13 protein-coding genes are annotated in these 18,328 nt (G+C 62.5%); 11 read left to right on the forward strand and 2 right to left on the reverse strand.

Translation table 11 applies throughout. The annotated features are described in order from the left end of the window. The 5 genes from HUTA_RS02365 (at position 1) to HUTA_RS02385 (ending at position 6,199) form a co-directional block, all read left to right on the forward strand. Positions 1 to 1,233, forward strand: a complete 1,233-nt coding sequence (locus HUTA_RS02365; protein WP_015788248.1) for a glycosyltransferase family 2 protein — start codon at positions 1 to 3, stop codon at positions 1,231 to 1,233. Then, positions 1,226 to 2,353: an ATP-grasp domain-containing protein gene (locus HUTA_RS02370; RefSeq protein WP_015788249.1), complete on the forward strand. Its 1,128-nt coding sequence runs from the start codon at positions 1,226 to 1,228 to the stop codon at positions 2,351 to 2,353. The genes HUTA_RS02365 and HUTA_RS02370 overlap by 8 nt, the downstream gene beginning before the upstream one ends. A 60-nt stretch (positions 2,354 to 2,413) precedes the next feature. Next, positions 2,414 to 3,061, forward strand: a complete 648-nt coding sequence (locus tag HUTA_RS02375) for an HAD family hydrolase (protein ID WP_015788250.1) — start codon at positions 2,414 to 2,416, stop codon at positions 3,059 to 3,061. 520 nt (positions 3,062 to 3,581) lie between these two features. After that, positions 3,582 to 5,072: an oligosaccharide flippase family protein gene (locus HUTA_RS02380; RefSeq protein WP_143920317.1), complete on the forward strand. Its 1,491-nt coding sequence runs from the start codon at positions 3,582 to 3,584 to the stop codon at positions 5,070 to 5,072. Positions 5,073 to 5,143: 71 nt separating this feature from the next. Further along, the gene (locus tag HUTA_RS02385) at positions 5,144 to 6,199 is read left to right on the forward strand and encodes a glycosyltransferase (RefSeq protein WP_049941156.1); all 1,056 of its coding nucleotides are present in this window, start codon (positions 5,144 to 5,146) and stop codon (positions 6,197 to 6,199) included. Between the two features lie 15 nt (positions 6,200 to 6,214). Here HUTA_RS02385 and HUTA_RS02390 read toward each other — a convergent pair whose 3' ends face one another. Beyond that, entirely contained in the window at positions 6,215 to 8,248 is a 2,034-nt protein-coding gene (locus HUTA_RS02390) for a hypothetical protein (protein WP_015788253.1), read from the reverse strand. Between the two features lie 396 nt (positions 8,249 to 8,644). On the opposite strand from HUTA_RS02390, the gene HUTA_RS02395 reads away from it, so the two are divergent. The 6 genes from HUTA_RS02395 to thiD all read left to right on the forward strand — a co-directional run bounded on the left by HUTA_RS02395 (position 8,645) and on the right by thiD (position 15,569). Next, a complete protein-coding gene (locus HUTA_RS02395) occupies positions 8,645 to 9,934 on the forward strand; it encodes a DegT/DnrJ/EryC1/StrS family aminotransferase (RefSeq protein ID WP_015788254.1) in 1,290 nt (429 codons plus the stop codon). 364 nt (positions 9,935 to 10,298) lie between these two features. Continuing rightward, complete coding sequence (locus HUTA_RS02400; RefSeq protein WP_015788255.1) at positions 10,299 to 11,270, forward strand: Gfo/Idh/MocA family protein; 972 nt, start codon at positions 10,299 to 10,301, stop codon at positions 11,268 to 11,270. Beyond that, positions 11,267 to 12,655 carry a nucleotide sugar dehydrogenase gene (locus tag HUTA_RS02405; RefSeq protein ID WP_015788256.1) on the forward strand — a complete coding sequence of 463 codons (1,389 nt, stop codon included), beginning with the start codon at positions 11,267 to 11,269 and terminating at the stop codon, positions 12,653 to 12,655. Before HUTA_RS02400 ends, HUTA_RS02405 begins: the two co-directional genes overlap by 4 nt. Then, complete coding sequence (locus tag HUTA_RS02410) at positions 12,646 to 13,797, forward strand: DUF354 domain-containing protein (protein ID WP_079891666.1); 1,152 nt, start codon at positions 12,646 to 12,648, stop codon at positions 13,795 to 13,797. Before HUTA_RS02405 ends, HUTA_RS02410 begins: the two co-directional genes overlap by 10 nt. After that, positions 13,794 to 14,045, forward strand: a complete 252-nt coding sequence (locus HUTA_RS02415; protein ID WP_015788258.1) for a hypothetical protein — start codon at positions 13,794 to 13,796, stop codon at positions 14,043 to 14,045. Before HUTA_RS02410 ends, HUTA_RS02415 begins: the two co-directional genes overlap by 4 nt. Before the next feature lie 183 nt (positions 14,046 to 14,228). Continuing rightward, entirely contained in the window at positions 14,229 to 15,569 is a 1,341-nt protein-coding gene (thiD, locus tag HUTA_RS02420; RefSeq protein ID WP_015788259.1) for a bifunctional hydroxymethylpyrimidine kinase/phosphomethylpyrimidine kinase, read from the forward strand. Positions 15,570 to 15,578: 9 nt separating this feature from the next. Here thiD and HUTA_RS02425 read toward each other — a convergent pair whose 3' ends face one another. Next, complete coding sequence (locus HUTA_RS02425; protein WP_015788260.1) at positions 15,579 to 18,233, reverse strand: CARDB domain-containing protein; 2,655 nt, start codon at positions 18,231 to 18,233, stop codon at positions 15,579 to 15,581. Positions 18,234 to 18,328 lie beyond the last annotated feature (95 nt).

An 18,328-nucleotide genomic window follows, 5' to 3' on the forward strand; every position in this document is an offset into this window, starting at 1 on the left:
ATGTATAGAGAACACACCATCGCCGCGGTCGTTCCAGCGTATAACGAAGAAGGGTACGTCGGCGACGTCATCGACGGGTTACCGCCGTTCATTGACCGGGCGTACGTCGTCGACGACGGGTCGACCGACGACACGTGGGCGGAGATCCGACGCCACGCCACCGAACGCAACGACGCTCACGACGGGCATTTCGATCGGCTCATCGTCCCGATCCAGCACGACGAGAACCGGGGGGTCGGCGGAGCGATCAAAACGGGATATCTGCGTGCTCGTGAGGAGGAGATCGACGTGACCGTCGTCCTGGGCGGCGACAACCAGATGGACCCGCGGGAACTCACACGATACGTCGATCCCATCGTCGACGGTATCGCGGAGTATACGAAGGGCAATCGGTTTGCCCGACCCGAAGACCGCGCCGCAATGCCCCGGTTTCGCCTCTTTGGGAACGTCGTCCTCTCGTATCTCACCAAGATCGCGAGCGGCTACTGGGAGAGTATGGATTCCCAGAACGGCTATACCGCCATCTCCCTAGCGGCACTCCGGGAGACGGACATCGAAGGGATGTACGAGTACTACGGCTACTGCAACGACCTGCTCGTCCGGCTCAACGTGGCCGGCGTCCGAATCGCGGACGTCCCCCGGTGCTCAACGTTCGCATACACCGACGGCTGGAAGAGCCACATCGACTACAGTGAGTACATCCCGCGGGTATCACTGATGCTGTTACGGGACTTCTGCTGGCGACTCCGGGAGAAGTACCTGCTCGAATCCTACAACCCCATTGCGCCGCTGTATCTCCTCGGAGTGGGGGGGTTGAGCACGGGCCTCGCCGGTGTTTTCGCCGCGTTGTCTCGCCGGACTGGAACGGCGGGGACGTGGTTCCTCTCGGCGCTGACCGGAGCACTGGTCTTTCTCTACGCGGGAATACTTGATCGCGCTGACAACGAGTCCTTGGAACGACAAGTCGAACCAGCTTCCGGGGCCGAAGGCGACCAAGCGGCAGCGACGGACGCACCGACAGCGCCGGACGATCCATCGGCCGAGCCGGCACAAACTGACGGATCGGCGTCGGTAACACCCTCGAACCCCCATCCCGACGGCGGTTCAGACGAAGTGAAATACGATGGGTGTGACTCCGGACGCTTTCGAAACAACCGAAGACGCGATGATCGGGGGAGTGCGGGAGACGTCGAGACGGACGACCTGACCGAAGAGGGAGACAAGCATGAGTGAATCATCGACAGCCACACGAACCAACAGAAGCGACGTGACCGTTCTCATGACCGGGGCCGGCGCACCAGGTGCCTGGGGCATCATCAGGAGCCTTCGATTGACCGAGGAACGCGACGTCCGCATCGTCGGCGTCGACATGGATCCCGACGCCTACGGGTTCTCGCTCGTGGACGCGTCCTACCGGGTTCCAGCAGGGACTGACGACGGGTACGTGACCCGGATCGCCGACATCGTCACGAAGGAAGACGTCGACGTCGTCCTGCCGCTGACGACCGACGAGCTACAGCCGCTGGCGACCCACCGCGAGGACGTTCCCGCGAGCGTCATGGTTTCCGCCGCGGAGATACTTTCGATCGCGAACGACAAGGCCGCACTGTACGCGTTTCTCGACAAGCACGGTTTCGACTCCGCGCCGCGGTTCTGCCGGGTTGAGGACGAGGCGTCGTTCGTCGATGCGGTGCAAGCGCTCGAATATCCCGACAACCCGGTCTGTTTCAAGCCGGTCGTCGGGAGCGGCATGCGGGGCTTCCGGGTGCTCGACGAGGATGCCGATCAGCTAACCCAGTTGCTCGACGAGAAGCCGAGTGCGACGACCACGACGTTCGAGGAGATCCGTCCGGTACTGGCCGAGGCCGATCCCTTCCCCAAACTCGTCGTCATGGAGTACCTCCCGGGTGAGGAGTACAGCGTCGACGCGCTCGCGATGGGTGATTCCGTCGGCCCCGTGGTCCCGCGCTCGCGGGCCAAGACACGGGCCGGCATCTCGTTTCAGGGCGTCGTCGAAGAGAACGATCGCCTCATCGAGGAAGCGGGCGAGATATGCCAGAAGCTCGGCCTGGAGTACAACGTCAACCTCCAGTTCAAGTACGACGCCGACGGGAATCCGAAGCTCATCGAGATCAATCCCCGTGTCGCCGGGACGATCATCATGTGTGTCGGTGCCGGGGTGAACCTGCCGTATCTGGGTCTCAAGCACGCACTCGAAGAGCCGATTCCGTCGGTCGATATCGAGTGGGAAACGTCGATGACCCGATACTGGAACGAGGTGTTCCGATCACCCGGTGGCGACTCCTTCCACGTTGATCCGGACGGGGTCACGAACAGGATGGCGACCCGATGAACCCGTGTCAGTGGGAGTGGGGCCGATGATCGAACCACGGTGGGGGTGTACCCGGCAACGATGACGATTCGGGCAGTCTGTTTCGACCTCGACGACACGCTCTTTGCGTACCGGAAATACGCGCGGGCGGGGCTCCGTGCGGCGGCCGACCGTCTCGAAGCCCGGACCGGCGAGGAGGTACACGAGGAGTTGCTGCGGCTGTACTTCACCGAGGGGATCACCGACGGGACGTTCGACCAACTGCTCGACCGCCACGACCGCAACTCGAAGCTGGTCGACGACCTCGTCGATGCCTACCACGACGCAAATACACCGCTGTCACCGTATCCGGAGACGGAGCCGGTCCTCTCGACATTAAGCGAGGGCTACCGACTGGGACTCATCACGGACGGGCGTGGAGGTCACGCCAAACTCCGTCGCCTCGGCATCCGATCGTACTTCGACGCAGTGGTGGTCACACCAACGATCGAGTCGTCCAAGCGCGAATCCGAGCCGTTCGAGCGGGTCCTCTCGACACTCTCGGTGTCGGCCGACGCTGCAGTGTACGTCGGAGACGATCCGCGGTTCGATTTCGAAAATCCCAACCATCTCGGGATGACGACGGTTCGACTCCGTCGCGGCCGCTACAGCGACCTCGAACCGAAGACCGACGCGGCGGTACCCGATCGTGAGATACCGCACCTCGAAGCGCTCCTCGATATCCTCTGATCGGACGATGCAGCACCGATGGGAACGGCGACTCGAGCAAGCGCGCAACCTTGCCAGCAAGGGCGACGGCAGGACGGGTGACTGGCGGTTCGAAACCCGGATTCGATCGGATACATGCGAGGAGGTCGACGAAACCTCGGATGCGATGCGAGTAAACGACGGCCTACCACCGGTCGCCGATCCAGGAAATCCGTCTTATTGCCGCCCAATAGTCCAAAATTCCGCGCCAAGCCGTTCGGCGTCGTCCCGTTCGAAGACAGATCGGTCGACGAACACCGTGAGAAAATACTGGCTGGATCACTGTGAGGCGACCGGAGAATCCCCGTGCCGAGTGGGGTAGTAAACAACCAATAACTACGCGTGGCACGCGACGAGATAGTCCAGAGCCACGAGTGAGTGTCAGTAGGAGGTTCCACGTGCCGGCTGCCAGCCAGCGTTCACCCGTCGGACCTCTCGGAGAGATCCGGCTACGACTGTCCTGGCCGATACGGCGGTGTGTGAATCCCGGGGGCCGACTACCGTGATCGGAACGACGCGTCTCTTTCGCCGGTTTCTCTCCCTGCTCGGGCCGAAAGTGATGACGACAGTGATCGCGGTGATTTCGACGCCGATCATCGTGCGACTGCTCGGCCCCGGCCGCTACGGGGACTACGCCGTCTTGCTCTCGGTGTACTCGTTGTACATGATCCCGATCAGCGCGGCAATCACCGAGGGTGTCCAGAAGTTCGTCGCGGAGGACCGCGAGGACGACGACTGGATCGAACGTGTCCTGCAGTTTTACCTGGTGCTGGCGTTGCTGTTAGCGTTTGCCGGGAGCGTCATCCTCGTGATCGTGACGTGGCTGGGTGTTGGAGCTACCTTCGGCGAGGGATTTTCGTTTTACTTCTACGTACTCGCCGGCTTCATCGTCGTCGGTCAGTTCCGCGGCCTTGCGATGCACACCGTCCTTGGCTTCGGACTCGAACACATCAAGGGGCCGCTCGAAGTCCTCAAGAAATCAGTCACCGTCGTCGTCGGTATCGCGCTCGTCCTCTCAGGGCTGGGCGTCTTCGGAATGTTGTTCGGACACATCGTCGCAAACGCGCTCGTCGCACTCGTCGGTGGATACGCCATCGTGACGCGGATCTCCGTCCGGAAACTGTTTTCGTTTCCGCGGACAGTCTCTTACCGGGAATTTCTCTCCTTTAACGTACTCAACGTCGTGCTCGTGCTCTTCGTGATGTCGCTGTTTCACGTCGATATCATCATGGTCCGAACGGTAGTCGGTGACGAGGCGACGGGCTACTACAAGGCCGCGCTGGCACTGGCAGAGTACCTCTGGATCGTCCCGATCGTCCTCCAGAGCCTCCTGTTGCATTCGAGTTCGAGTCTCTGGAGCGAGGAACGATACGAGCAGATTACCGAACTCGCCGGACGGATCACCCGCTATACGACGCTGCTCATTCTCCTCATGGCTGTGGGGCTTGCCACGCTCGCTCATCGCGTCGTGCCGCTTTACTACGGCGAAGCCTTCATGGTAAGCACCGTGCCGCTCCTCCTGTTGCTTCCGGGAGCCGTGGGGTTCGCGATTGCACGACCGCTTCTGGCGATCTGTCAGGGCTCCGGGGAACTCAAGACGCTCATCCTCGCCACCGGTGCGGCCGCGACGATCAACGTCGTCCTGAACGGCGCCTTGATCCCACTCTTCGGGCTAAACGGGGCGGCGACAGCAACCAGCGTCTCCTATGGTTCGATGTTCGTGTTGCTCGTGTGGGCTGCGAGACGCACCGGATACGATCCGTTAGTTGATTTCCGCCCAGTTCGGATCGCTCTCACTACCATAACTACTGGCGTGACGATCTTCCTTGCCGACAGCCTCATCGGCAGCGACATCGTCTCACTGGTCGTGGTTCCGGTACTCGGCCTCGTGGTTTTCGCCGCTATCGCGCTGGTGACACGGGCAATCGACGTCGATGAGGTCCTCGAAATTCTCGAACAGGTGCCCCTTCCATTCGACATTCACCCGCCGTAGCCCGCCACTGTACCGCGGTCGCCGGAGTAGCCGATTCATAACCAAGAACCCGACGGCCCCTGTTTCGGAGGATGAGCGTCCAGGTGGGGAATGTCAACGACGGAATCCACAGTACCGCGGCCGCCGACGCAACGGTACAACGAGAGACGGGTCGCTCGACGGGGCCGATCGAACTCTCGGTCGTGATCGTGACCTACAACGAAGCGGATCGGATCAAAGCGTGTATCGAATCGGTCATCTCGTCGTGTCGCGACCGGGTCGACTTCGAGGTGATTCTCGTCGATTCGAACTCGACGGATGGGACCGTCGACATCGCTACCGAGTACCCGATTACGGTCGCTCGGATCGCGGATGACGAGCTCACGACGCCGGGCGCAGGCCGGTACGTGGGAACGAAGATCGCTCGCGGCGAGCGCGTGCTGTTCGTCGACGGTGACATGGTGATTCACGCCGAGTGGCTCGGACGGGCACTCGACGTGCTCGATGCGCAGCCGACTGTCGCAGCCGTTGACGGGCACCTCAATACGCCGTCGGCTATCGAGACGACAACACACGTCGAGGCTGTCCGTGGAGTTGCGCTGTATCGGGCCGAGGCACTGGATGCAGTGGGCGGGTTCGATCCGTACCTGCAGTCCCTCGAGGACATCCACCTGGGATTCGAACTGTCCGCCGCAGGGTACGAACTGCGACGTCTCCCGGAAGTGGCCGGGGACCACCCGCCTCGAACCGCTTCTGCCCCGGAAATCCTGCGACGGTGGCGACGTGGCTACACGTTCGGCACCGGACAGGCGTTGCGAAGGTCGGCCGGTTCGAAACAGCTACTCGCGAAGCACCTCTCTCGGATCAGATATCGGCTGGCGCTGCTCGCGTGGCTCTGTGCCGGCGTCGTCTCGATCCTGTTTCCGTTGATACTGCTGTCGTGGCTCGGATTCTCGACCCTTGCTGTGGTACTTCTGACCGTTCGGCTCGGCGTCCGGGATGCCATCCGGATACTCCTGGCAAAAGCAGTCGGCGTCGTCGGGCTCGTCAGGGGACTGTTCGATCCGCCAGCACCACCGGAGTCGTTTCCGCTTGCCGCAGTCGAGATCGTAAAGCGAGGAACAGTCTACACGACGGATGGTATGTAAGCGAGTCCGGAGCAATCAGTCCCAGGGCCGGTCGCCCATGCCCGGGTGACCAGGGATGACTGCTGACGGGTCGTGGGCCCGTTCGGAGCCGTAGAAGTTGCCGTCGTTCTCGACGGGGGCCTGGCCTGGGATGTCCTGGAACGCGTGGGTTTTCAGGAAGAACCAGTTGTCACGGATGGTGATACGTCCGTCTGCCGTGATGCCGTTGCCGTAGCCAGCACACCCCCAGTTCGGCTCGCCATCCGCTGTCCGGGGCTCGTCGTTCTCGACGATGTTGTGTTCCCAGACAGCGGTGCCGCTGTAGGGGTCGTGCGCGTCGATGATGTGTCGGACGCTTTTGGGCCCGAAGTGGTTGTACCGGGCGATATAACTCGTCGACGGGGCCGCCGAGACGCTGTGACGGTTATTGTTGAAGTAGTTGTACTCGACCAGGGCATTGGCCTCCATCGCGACACCGTATCCCAGTCCTTGGGCGTTGTTGTCGTAGATATAGCTGTGATGGACGTGTGCGTTCGGCGCGTTTTCGTTGACGTGGACGGCCCGATTGGCGTGACCCCATAACTCACAGTTGTCGATCTCGATGTCCCGACCTTCGCACTGAATGGCAAATTCCGGGGCAGCGAAATCGATCGGATTCGATTCCGTGACTGTCTGACCCGGATGCAGTCCACGCAGCCGGATCCCGGTGACGCGTGAGCGCTCCTGGGCGCGAATCTGACAGGTCCCTGTCCAGTTAGTGTATATCAGTGACCCGGGCGACCCATCGACGCCCCGATCACTCGCAAGGGTGACGCCGGGCGGAACGGTGAGTTCGGTCCTGCCGAGGTTGATGTCATTGGCCAGGAACACGACGTCACCCGACGCCGCACTCGCGAGCGCTCGCTTTAGTCCGCCACGTGTTCTGGCCACGGTGTCGGCGGCAGCTTTGCTGATCGTGTCCACATATCCCGCTCCGCCACCCAGCGTTGTTGCATCAGCTCCCTGCTGCCAGGGGAAGCCGTGTTTCCAATCGTCTCCCGCGGCACCCGCCTGTGGGTATCGACTGAGATCCGAGGGACGGCCGTCGACGAACGCGCTCGCATCGCCGTCGATGGTAACGTCCACAACCAGATTGTCGAATCGGTAAGCGTGACGTTCCCCAGGGTCGACACGGCCGGCCGCTCTGGTCCCGTCGTCGCTGATCCAGTGAAAATCCGATTCGATGACTGCGCCGTCTTTCGTCGAGGCGATGAGATCGCCACCGTCCTGGACTTCGAGATAATACTCTGCCGGGGTGTCGCCGGTCCCCTCGAATGAATAGCTATGCTCCGGCAGGTTCACTCCGGCCAGTTCATACGTCGAGACCGTCTGCCCGTCGAGCGAGAGCGAGAACTGCCCCTCCAGTGGCGTAAACTCGACGACGTTACCGAGAAACTCGATCGTGTCGCCGTAACCGTTGCCCGTCCGACCGGTCACCGTCCAGGTTCCGTCGTCGTTTTTTGCGACGTCTTCGTTGCTCGTCTCCGCGGTGAGATCGGTGTCGTTGATCACCCTGAAGATCTCGCCCGTCGTCCGTAACGAGTACGTGACAGAGCCGTCCGGCGGCGTCGTGATCTCGAGTCGCCTGGTCGGCGGTTCGACCAGTTCCTCACGCGAGATCGCATTACCGTTTCGGTAGAGTTGATAATCGCCACCGTCAACCTGAAAGGAGTGAACGTCGCCGTCGAGTTCGAACGCATCTGCGTATCCATCGGCGGTCGATCCGGTTACCTTCCACATCCCGTCGTCGTTCTTCTGGATGTGTTCTTCGTACGTCTCAGCGTCAGTCACGCTGTTTTCCTCGAGCAACGCGACAGTGTCGCCACAGGTGAATTGATACTGGATGTCTATCCCTTCCGGAGCGACGATCTCGAGTCGATCTGATTGCTCCTGGGCGTCACCGCGAGACATGACGACCGTGGAAGCGACAAGCCCGCCGCCGGAAAGCTGCAATAGCCGGCGACGACTGAGTGTTCTCTCTCGTGTGTCAGTCCCCCGCTCGTCAGTAGGATCCCCCTTCTGTTGTACCATAGTTAAGCATCACTTACTTACTGGAAAGAGAGTTTTTACGGCTCAACGCAGATTGGTGGTGTGTTGATACCGTTTGTATCGGCGTGAATGCAACATATCTACGGGATTGGTCCCCCAAATCATCGACTGACCCCTGCCTTCAAACTCTATTCCCCCAGCGTGTAACTGTTTAAGGAAGTCTGGTTGATAAATCTGCCGATCGTCGGACAGTTATCGAGTCTGCTCACAGACGTTCGAGTGACCAGGGATTCCCACTGAAGCACCGTCGGACGACTCCTGCGGCGAAGTGCCTCCCTGGACGGACGGGATCACGAGAAGTTGGGTGCTGGTGAACTGCCTAGGACCCCAGTAAGAAGAGTATACCCTTGTAAACAGTCCGTCTGCCCATGTGAATAGATGGAACAGCACGACGCACGGACGATCAACCGGCTGGAAGACGGTGTCGAGGACGATCGCGTGGAACGACCCCGCCGATGGCGGTTAGTTCCACCGGCCATAACGCCGATTGCGTTACGAGACGTCTGCAGCGGCCTCCTCGACAGTATACGAAGAAAGGCACGTGACGGGTTCCAACGGGATATGGAAGCGTTTTTCGACGCCGATACGTCCGCGACGTACACGTCCTACCGCCGCGCGCTTGCCAGTTGCGTTCACGAACTGCGTGCCAATACGCCAGACGAGTGTCGCGAGGTCCTCATTCCCGCGTTCTGCAGTCCGGACTTCCCCGAGACGATCGAAGGTGTCGGTCTCGAAGCGGCTCGGTATGACGTCGATCCAACCACTCTCGCTGCAAACCCCTCCGCCATCGAAGCGGCGGTCACTGAACACACACTCGCCGTCGTCGCCGTCAACGTCCTTGGATACACGTCACCGATGGAGACCCTTGCGGAGACGTGTTCGGATCGGGACGTCTTTCTCATCGAGGCGCTCGGCTACGCGCCAGGGACTGAATACAAGGGACAGCGCCTGGGCACGTTCGGCGACTGTGCGGTGTTGAACTTCCAGCAGGGAAAGCCGATTCCGGTCGGTGGCGGAATGATACTCAGTCAAAATCCTGATCTCGCCTTTAGCGATCAAGGACGCTCCCGGACCAGGGCCAACGTCGGCGCAATCACCGGCTATGCGCTCCTATCCCGGCCACGCCGGTACTACGCCTACACGCGGGCGAAAGAATGGCTCGACCGATTCGGACGGCTGAACTGGCGACCCACGACGCATCCAGAATCCAAATTTGCAGTCGAATACGACCCGCCGTTTGCGACAATGTCCGATTTCCAGGGCGCGATCGCCAGCCGCGTATTCGACCGCCTCGAAGACAATCGGGAGCAGCGCGCGAAGACGGCACAGTTCTACACCGAAGCGCTGTCGACCTGCCCGAAGGTGAGGAGTATCGACCCGATCGGCGGACTCACCAGACATCAGTACGTCAGATTCCCGCTAATTGCCGAGACGCAACCGCTTCGCGATCGGATCGGCCAGGCGCTCAACGAGGCTGGAATACAGGCCACGACGCTGTATGACTGGCCCATGATCGATCCCACATCGTTCCCCGGTGCCGGGAAACTCCAGCGGCACATCCTCACGCTCCCAACCCACCCATACGTCGACGAGAGAGACAGGCGACTTGTCGTCGAGACGATTCGGACGGCCGTTGCCCGAGACACGACCGATACTCACAGCGGGTAAACCAATCATTTCGATCCTTGAACAGTCGGTAAATGGCCATATCTGTCAGTAACTCACAGGTCAAATCGGCTGCATGCAGGGCAATCAGTCCACATCCATCCGCTAATTTATCAATCTGCATTTTCGCCAGCCATTGATGTCGTCAGACATTGCTTACCGCCCGCAAGCTGAGAATAACAATCATATTCCCAAATGGATTCATCCTCGTGACTGAACCAGTTTCGCCTCCCGAACGAGTATCGATGTCGGTGACTGACCCTGCAAAGACGACGCTGTCTCCGAGCGACGCCGTTTCGACGGCGATGGGGCTGAGGGCGTGCTGCAGCGTCCTGCAATCCGCACAGCCGTCATCGGAGGTGGTGGCGTGACTGACGACGTTCTCGCTGCGGGCGTGATCGGTGTGGGGAGTATGGGCCAACACCACGCCCGGGTGTACAGTGAACTGCCAGACACCACACTCGTCGGCGTGACGGACGCCGACGACGATCGTGCGTCCCGCATCGCCGACGAGTACGGCGTCGAGCCGATGAATCGATCGGCCCTGCTGAACAGGGCTGACGTCGTCTCGGTCGCGGTGCCGACGCCGTATCATGCCGAAACCACTCGAGAAGCCATCGAGCACGGAGTCGATGTCCTCGTCGAGAAGCCCTTTGTCGACGATCGGGAACTCGGGCACGATCTCGCCGAGGAAGCCCGCGAGGCCGGTGTGACGCTTCAGGTCGGTCACATCGAGCGATTCAATCCGGCGGTCGCCGTCCTCGCCGACATCGTGCCGGATCTGGACATCGTGTCGATCGACATCGATCGACTCGGTCCGCCACTCGACCGTGATAACGAGGACAACGTCGTGATGGACCTCATGATTCACGACGTCGACATTCTGTTGTCGCTCGTGGACGAGTCAATCGAGTCGCTGTCGGCAGTCGCCCGGGACGACCAGCACGCCACGTCCCAGTTCGAGTTCGAAAACGGGACTGTGGCGACGGTGACCGCGAGCCGGCTCACACAGGAGAAGGTGCGGAAGCTCTCGATCACGGCAGAATCGTGCCGTGTCAACGTCGACTTCATCAGCCAGACGGTCGAGATTCATCGTCGATCACTCCCCGAGTTCGTCGAGTCGGACGGTGACATCCGCTACCGACACGAGAGCGTCGTCGAGCGGCCGATGGTCGAGAACGGCGAGCCGCTGAAAGCCCAGCTCTCGGCATTTGCGGGCGCGGTGACGAACGGGACCGAACCGACGGTCACCGCGGCGGACGCCCTCAACGTACTGGAGATCATCGAACGCATCGAGTCACTGGCGTTCACTCCCGCCACGGAGGTGACGAGCGCGTGACCCAGCACGATAGCCGCGTGTCCCGGGAGACGCGCCCTCGTGACGGATTGTACGATGCGTCCGAGGATGAGGCTACCCAGCGGGCGGCCTTCACGGGCGGGGATGTACCGGTTGCGGTCTACGGGCTCGGCAAGATGGGCGTCCCGCTCGCCGCGGTCTACGCGGACGTCACCGGCAATACGGTCGGTGTCGACGTCGATCCGTCCGTCGTCGAAACGATCAACGGCGGACAGTCCCCGATCAAACGTGAGCCGGGACTCCCGGACCTCGTCGCCGAGGTCGTCGAGTCGGGCGCACTGGAGGCCACGACCGACGGGGAGGGGGCCGCTGAGCGGGCCGCCGTGCACGTGCTCATGGTGCCGACACTGCTGACTGACGACGACGAACCGGATCTCTCGATCATGGATGACGTCGTCGAGACAGTCGGAACCGGGCTCTCGCCGGGGGACCTCGTCATCGTCGAATCGACCGTGCCGCCACGGACGACAGTCGATCGGTTCCTGCCGAAGCTCCTCGAAACGAGTGGCCTTTCGGACGGGGAGTTCGGCGTCGCGGCCTGTCCAGAACGGACCGTGAGCGGCCAGGCGCTCGCCGACGTCAGAGGAACACACCCCAAAGTCGTCGGCGGGATCGACGACGAGAGTACGCGAGCGGCCGCCCTCATTTACGACGAGATATCGTCGAATGACGTGGTCACGACGACGGACGCAACCACTGCCGAGGCAACCAAAGTGTTCGAGGGAGTCTACCGCGACGTCAACATTGCGATCGCCAACCAACTCGCGGTCTTCGCCGAGGAGATGGACATCGACATCAACGAGGCGATCGACGTGGCCAACACCCAGCCGTTCTGTGACATTCACGATCCTGGGCCGGGCGTGGGCGGGCACTGCATCCCCGTCTACCCACACTTCCTCAGCGGTCAGTTCGATGCTGACGCCTCGTTGCTTTCGACGGCACGCGAACGCAACGACGACATGGCGGCCTATACAGCCTCGCTGACCGACGCGATCCTCGAGTCCGAGGGCGTCGAACCCGACGAGGCGCGCGTACTCCTGCTCGGGATGACTTACAAGGCGAACATCGCGGAACTCCGGAACACGCCGTCGATCCCGCTCGCCAGGCATCTCGCAGAGATGGGCCCGACAGTGTACGCCGTCGACCCGCTGATCGAAGACTGGAGCGCCCTTGACACTGTGGAACCGCTCACGCTGGAGGAAGCCCATGATCGGTCGGTTGATGCGGTCGTGCTCGCGACACCGCACGATGAGTTCACGACCCTAGAGTGGGATACCTTCGACGCGCCGATCCTCGACGGCCGGGCAGCCATCGACACAGAGGAGGTCGACGCGCCGGTGTACACGATCGGTGGGCCATGGCCGTGAGAACGACCCGGCCCGCCACGAGCCCAGCGCCCGACACCGACAGCGCCCGTTCGACCCGGAACACGTCGCTCCGTGTGCTGTTCGACGTCGGGCATCCCGCGCAGGTACACCTGTTTCGCAACGCGATCCGGGAGCTCGGCGAGCGAGGTCACGAGACGTTCGTAACCTCCCGCGAGAAGGAAGTCACGAACGAGCTACTCGAGGCCTACGGGATCGATCACGTGTCGCTCTCCAGGCGTGGTGATTCCACGCTCTCACTCGTGTGGGAGACACTGACCCGCGAGGTGCGGCTGCTCTCGTTCGCCCGCCGCTTCGGACCGGACGTTCTCGTCAGTCGACTCGGCCCAGTCCCGGCACACGTCTCGGCGCTTCTCGGTTGTCGACACGTCGTCGTGAGCGATACGTACGTCGACAGACCGTTCATCCGTCGAATCCACCAGAGTGTGACGCTGCCGTTCGTCGATACGATCTGTGTGCCCGACAGCTTCGAGTTGCCCATCGCCGACGAGAAGCGACGGCCGCTGGACTTTCAGGAACTGGCGTACCTGCACCCGGCGTATTTCGAGCCGGATCGGGACGTGCTCGCCGCGAACGATATCGATCCGGGCGATCCATACTTCGTCGTCCGGGTGTCCGGCTGGGACGCGTATCACGACGCGGGCCACGCTGGACTCGGCCCGGCGACCGTTCGACGACTGATCGAGCGGCTCAAAGAGCATGGGGCGGTGTATATCTCGGCCGAAGGCGACCTGCCATCGGACCTCGAACGGCACCGCCTCACGATTCCGCCGGCCGACATCCATCACGTCCTGTACTACGCCGACCTCTACGTCGGTGACTCAGGGACGATGTCGACGGAGGCAGCGGTACTCGGGACGCCCGCGATCAGAACGAACACGATGGTCGGCGAGGACGACGAGCACGTGTTTCGAGCGCTCGAGGATCGCTATGACCTCTTGCGGTCCTATGCAGACGCGGACCGTGCCCTCGAAGCCGTCGAGGAGATACTTTCGTTCGGCATCGACTGCATCGACTGGCAGCAGCGACGAGAGCGACTGCTCGCCGAACAGCCGGACGTGACCGACCGGATCGTCGAAACGATCCTCGAATCAGCATCCGATCCACGGGAGAGTCGACCATGAGCGACCGAACAACCGATCAACCGACCCGCACCATTGAGGTCCCGGAGGATACCGCCGAGGCCATTTCCCAGCGGCTCTCCCGGACGCAGTTCGATACCGTCGACGGGTACGCTGCATTCGCTCTCGAGCAATTGCTCAGGGAACTGGATCGGGAAGAAGAGGCGGAGCCGTCAAAATCGAAATCGAACGGCGACAGCCCGCCGAAGGAGACCATCGAGAACCGCCTCGAACCGCTTGGATATCTGTGAATCGGCCGACGCCGAGAACAACTAATAGTCGTCCAGCGGGCCAAAAGCCGAACCAGTAGTCGGCCAACGGGCCAACCACGATACCAGCAGTCGCCCAACGGAGCAATGACCATGTCAACAGTCTCCGAACGGAGCAGCCACCATAACATCATCACTTTATACAACACGTGAATAAGGGGATTCATGACGCGCAACCAGGCACCACACGACCCGCCGACCGTGCTGACGATCGCTGGAAGTGACTCCGGTGGCGGGGCGGGGATCCAGGCCGACCTCAAGACCATCGAGGCGACGGGTGGGTTCGGTACGAGCGCGATCACGAGCGTCACTGCTCAGAACACGACCGGCGTCCAGGGGAGTCACCTGCTCCCGATCGAACAGATCGAGTCCCAGATCGAGGCCGTTCTCGGGGATTTCGACGTCAGGGCGGTCAAGACTGGCATGCTTGCGACCGCCGACGTGATCGAGACAGTCGTTGGGTACGCCGGCGACCTGCCCGAACTGGTCGTCGACCCGGTCATGGTCGCCGCATCGGGTGATCGGTTGCTCGAACCCGCCGGCGAAGACGCCTACGAGCGCCTCGTTGCCGAGGCGAGGCTGGTGACGCCGAACGCCGACGAGGCGGCCGTCCTCACGGGGATCGAACCGACGGACGAGGCGACGGCGGTCGAGGCCGGTGAGGCGCTCGTCGAGATGGGTGCCGACGCCGCCCTGATCAAAGGGGGACACATCGCCGGGGAGGACGTCATCGACGTACTGGTCACCGGCGATCGCGTCAGGACATTCCGCCACGAACGGGTCGACACCGACGCGACCCATGGCTCGGGCTGTACGCTCTCGGCGGCGATCGCGACCCACCTCGCTCACGGGGAGGCGCTGGCCGACAGCGTGAGCGCCGGGATCGACCTGCTCGCCCGGGCCGTCCGGTACAATCTCGACGTGGGCGAGGGACCGGGCGCGGTCCATCATCTCGTCGAAGCGCGCGAGCGTGCTGAGAGAACAGAGACAGCCGAGACAGTCGAACGGCTCGTCTCCGAGTTCGTCGGGAGAGGGCAGGCCATCGAGGGAGACGTCTCGACGCTCGTTCCGGCGGTCGGGACGAACGTGGTCGGTGCGACGAAATTCGGAGAGCACCCAGGGGAAGTGGCGGCCGTCGAGGGACGAATCACGCGGACAATGGATGGCGTTCGACCGAACCGCGGCGTCCGCTTCGGCGCGTCGAGTCACGTCGCGCGATATCTGCTGGACGTCCGGGAAGTGGCCCCCGCGGCCCGGTTCGCCGTCAACTGGCGGTACGACGATGCGATGGCCGAGGCACTCGATGGACTCGATGGAGATGTCGTCCACCTCGACCGGCGACCGACGCTCGAATCCGGTATCGAACCGGGATTCGCTGCTGGAGAGGATCCAGCCGCAGTCGTCGATCCGGGTGGTGACGGGCGTGCGCCGGCAACGGTTGTGGTGGCGGCCAGCCCGGCCGAGTTGCGAACGCGAACGGAACGACTGCTCGACGCTGTCGGGTGATGAGTCTCGCTACCGCCGCGTAAATCCAAACACGGCGACGACGACCACGAGAAACGCGGTGACGGCGGTAAATCCAGGGCCGGCGGCCGCCGTCGGCTCGGCCGCATCGGTGGCTGTCGATACCTCGGAGGCTGCGGTGGCCGTTGATGAGTCCCTGTCCTCAACAGTGTCCGACGCGGCGTCCGCAGTCGGTTCGACCTCGACCGACGCAGTCACGTTATCCACTCTGATCCTGTACTGACCCGGGCGCGGCAGTGCAACTGTCTTCGAGACAGTCAGCGTCTCGTTGACGGCCAGCGAGACGGATTCGACCCCGACGGTTGTCCCATCGCGAATGAAGCGGATCTCCCCCGCAGCCGGGACCGGTGCGCCGTTGCCAACGGTGGCCGTGACGGTCACGTTGCCGGGTTCCGAACGCGCCGGCGGGTCGAGATCGAGCCTGCGGACGACCGGTGTCGCGGGGTCGCGTACCTGGACGACCGTCTGCATGTCGCCGACACTGATCCGATACGATCCAGGCTGCCGGAACCGATGTTCAAGCGTGACCGTGGTCGATTCGCCGGCGGCGAGTTCGCCCTGGGATCGTGTGGCGACGTCGCCGTCGATCGAAAGGTTCGCCGTGTACTCACCGGTCAGGCCGCCGTCGTTCGTGACGGCCACCGGGATCCGCACCGCCTCACCGACGACCAGCGGCGGCACCTCAGTCGTCGAAAGGGTCCGGTACTCCCCGTCGACGGTGATCTCAGTCGTCTCGTCGACAGCGTACGTGAACCGGGGGGGATCCACGACGACCGTCGTCGTCCGGCCGTTCACGCCGAGTTCGTATCGGCCTGCTTCCGAAAGCGTGACGCTCCTCGTGACCGTACGACTCTCGTTGGGGGCCAGCGAAACGGAACCATCGCCGATAGTCGCGCCGTTCTGCGTGAAGGAGACCGATGCCGTCGCCGGGAAGTCCTGCCGGTTACGAACAGTTGCCGAAAGCGTCACGGTCCCCGGTGCATCGAGAGTGGCGCGATCGACAGCGATCGATTCGACGACGGCACTGCCCGGATCGGACACCTGAATGGTAGTTCTGCTGGCACCGATATTGACCGAGTACGTCCCTGGCTGTTCGAACGTGTGGGGGAGGGAGATCGTCGTCGATTCGTTCCCGTCGAGAGTCCCAGTTGCCCGTGCAACGACAGTTTCCTCGACGCTGAGAGCGATATCGTAGGTCCCGGCCGACCCGCCGATGTTCGTGACGGTAACCGGGACGACCAGCGTCTCCCCGGCGGCCAGTCGATCGATGTCGTCCGTCGAGACGTTCCGGTACGGTCCCTCGATGCGATAGGACGCCGATGCCGACGCGAGTTCGTACGTGAATGCAGCCGGCGTCGAGCCGAACGCGGCCTCGTGTTGGGCACGGGTCCAGGTCGACGGCGTCGCGTCGCTCGTGAGGTATCGATCGCCAGTGGACGCGACCGTCCCGTTGGCGACCGATTCGAGCCGTTCGAGCAACTGCTCGTGCTCGATTGTGGTATCGTCGTTGAGGTCGCCAAAGACAGTCTCGAAGGTCTGCGAGCGGTTCGTCGCGAGCCGGATCTGCCTGTCGAGTTCGCCGATCACTAGCCCGCCCTTGTCGTATTCGGCCAGGTCGGTCCAGGTCGCCTGCTCGGCGAGGACGACGTCGCGGTATCGGTCAATGGTGCCGCGGGCGAGTCGCTCCTCGAAGCCGTCGAAATCCGTGAGGCCACCGTCGAGGGCGAGTTCGGCGGCGTGGTAGGTCGCGGTCGCCTCGATCAGCCACTGCGTTTCGTTCGTCGTGTTGAGTTGCTGTCTGGAGTGAACGTACTCGTGGAGCCAGGTGTTGTCGGCGGTCTCGATCGGCTCGGTCGCTTCAACCCACATGTCGCTGTCCCACGTCTGCAACCCCAGCACCGCCCAGTCCACCGATGTCGGGGCCGCCACAGTGAAGACGCGATCGTCACGATCGCCGACCCGGAGTGCGTCGGAGGCGTTCGCAAAAGCGGCGAGGACGGCGTCTGGTTCGGCTGTCAACGAGGCCGCCTCGGGAACGACCAACTCGAAGGTCTGGCCGTGGGCTGTGCGGGTGTAGGTCTCGTGTGGCCCGAGAAAGGCAAGGAGGTCACCGACAGCACCCTCGCCGGCGACGGTACGTCGGCGGTCGATTCCGACATCGACATCGTTGTCAGTCGCATCGAATCTGCCGCTGATGAATTCGAGATCCGGCGGTCGGACGAGGGCCCACGCGCCCGTGTCGGCGTACAGAAATCGCCCGCTACCTGGCTCGGGACCGGTTCCCTGTGCCGTTTCGTTGGCGTCTAGATCGTAGGTAATCGTCGCCTCGTCCATCTCGCCGGTCCACTCGTATCGTCTCCCCACGGTCGATTCGAACCCATCGGTGTCCGTGACGGTCCCCTGCCAGGGGACAGCCATCTCGAACTCGGTGGCGATGTCCGGGAAGGAGACAGTCGCTGTCACCTCTATCTGGCCGGGCTCATCAGGTTGCAAACGGTATTCCTGCGTAATGGTAACGTTTTCCCAGGTGGTTGTCGCCATCGCGGCATCCTCGCCAGCGACCGCTCCCGCGACACCGACGCCAGCGAACGTCCCGATCACGACCGCCGCGAGAATCGCCGCGGCAATGACCTGCCGGCTGTGCATGTCAAATAGTAACAGACCAGAGTATTTGAGTCCGATGGCCGTTCGCCCAATCGCGTCCCGTAGCGTTTTAACCCGCTTCGCACCCAGGGAGGAAC

The organism is Halorhabdus utahensis DSM 12940, from assembly GCF_000023945.1.
In the GTDB taxonomy this organism is placed as follows: Archaea; Halobacteriota; Halobacteria; order Halobacteriales; family Haloarculaceae; genus Halorhabdus; species Halorhabdus utahensis.

What these genes read in the sequence shown, in the direction of transcription:
- HUTA_RS02365 (WP_015788248.1), top strand. Translation starts at nt 1, where the DNA reads ATGTATAGAGAACACACCATCGCCGCGGTCGTTCCAGCGTATAACGAA.
- HUTA_RS02370 (WP_015788249.1), top strand. Translation starts at nt 1,226, where the DNA reads ATGAGTGAATCATCGACAGCCACACGAACCAACAGAAGCGACGTGACC.
- HUTA_RS02375 (WP_015788250.1), top strand. Translation starts at nt 2,414, where the DNA reads ATGACGATTCGGGCAGTCTGTTTCGACCTCGACGACACGCTCTTTGCG.
- HUTA_RS02385 (WP_049941156.1), top strand. Translation starts at nt 5,144, where the DNA reads ATGAGCGTCCAGGTGGGGAATGTCAACGACGGAATCCACAGTACCGCG.
- HUTA_RS02390 (WP_015788253.1), bottom strand. Translation starts at nt 8,248, where the DNA reads ATGGTACAACAGAAGGGGGATCCTACTGACGAGCGGGGGACTGACACA.
- HUTA_RS02395 (WP_015788254.1), top strand. Translation starts at nt 8,645, where the DNA reads ATGGAACAGCACGACGCACGGACGATCAACCGGCTGGAAGACGGTGTC.
- HUTA_RS02410 (WP_079891666.1), top strand. Translation starts at nt 12,646, where the DNA reads ATGGCCGTGAGAACGACCCGGCCCGCCACGAGCCCAGCGCCCGACACC.
- HUTA_RS02415 (WP_015788258.1), top strand. Translation starts at nt 13,794, where the DNA reads ATGAGCGACCGAACAACCGATCAACCGACCCGCACCATTGAGGTCCCG.
- thiD (WP_015788259.1), top strand. Translation starts at nt 14,229, where the DNA reads ATGACGCGCAACCAGGCACCACACGACCCGCCGACCGTGCTGACGATC.
- HUTA_RS02425 (WP_015788260.1), bottom strand. Translation starts at nt 18,233, where the DNA reads ATGCACAGCCGGCAGGTCATTGCCGCGGCGATTCTCGCGGCGGTCGTG.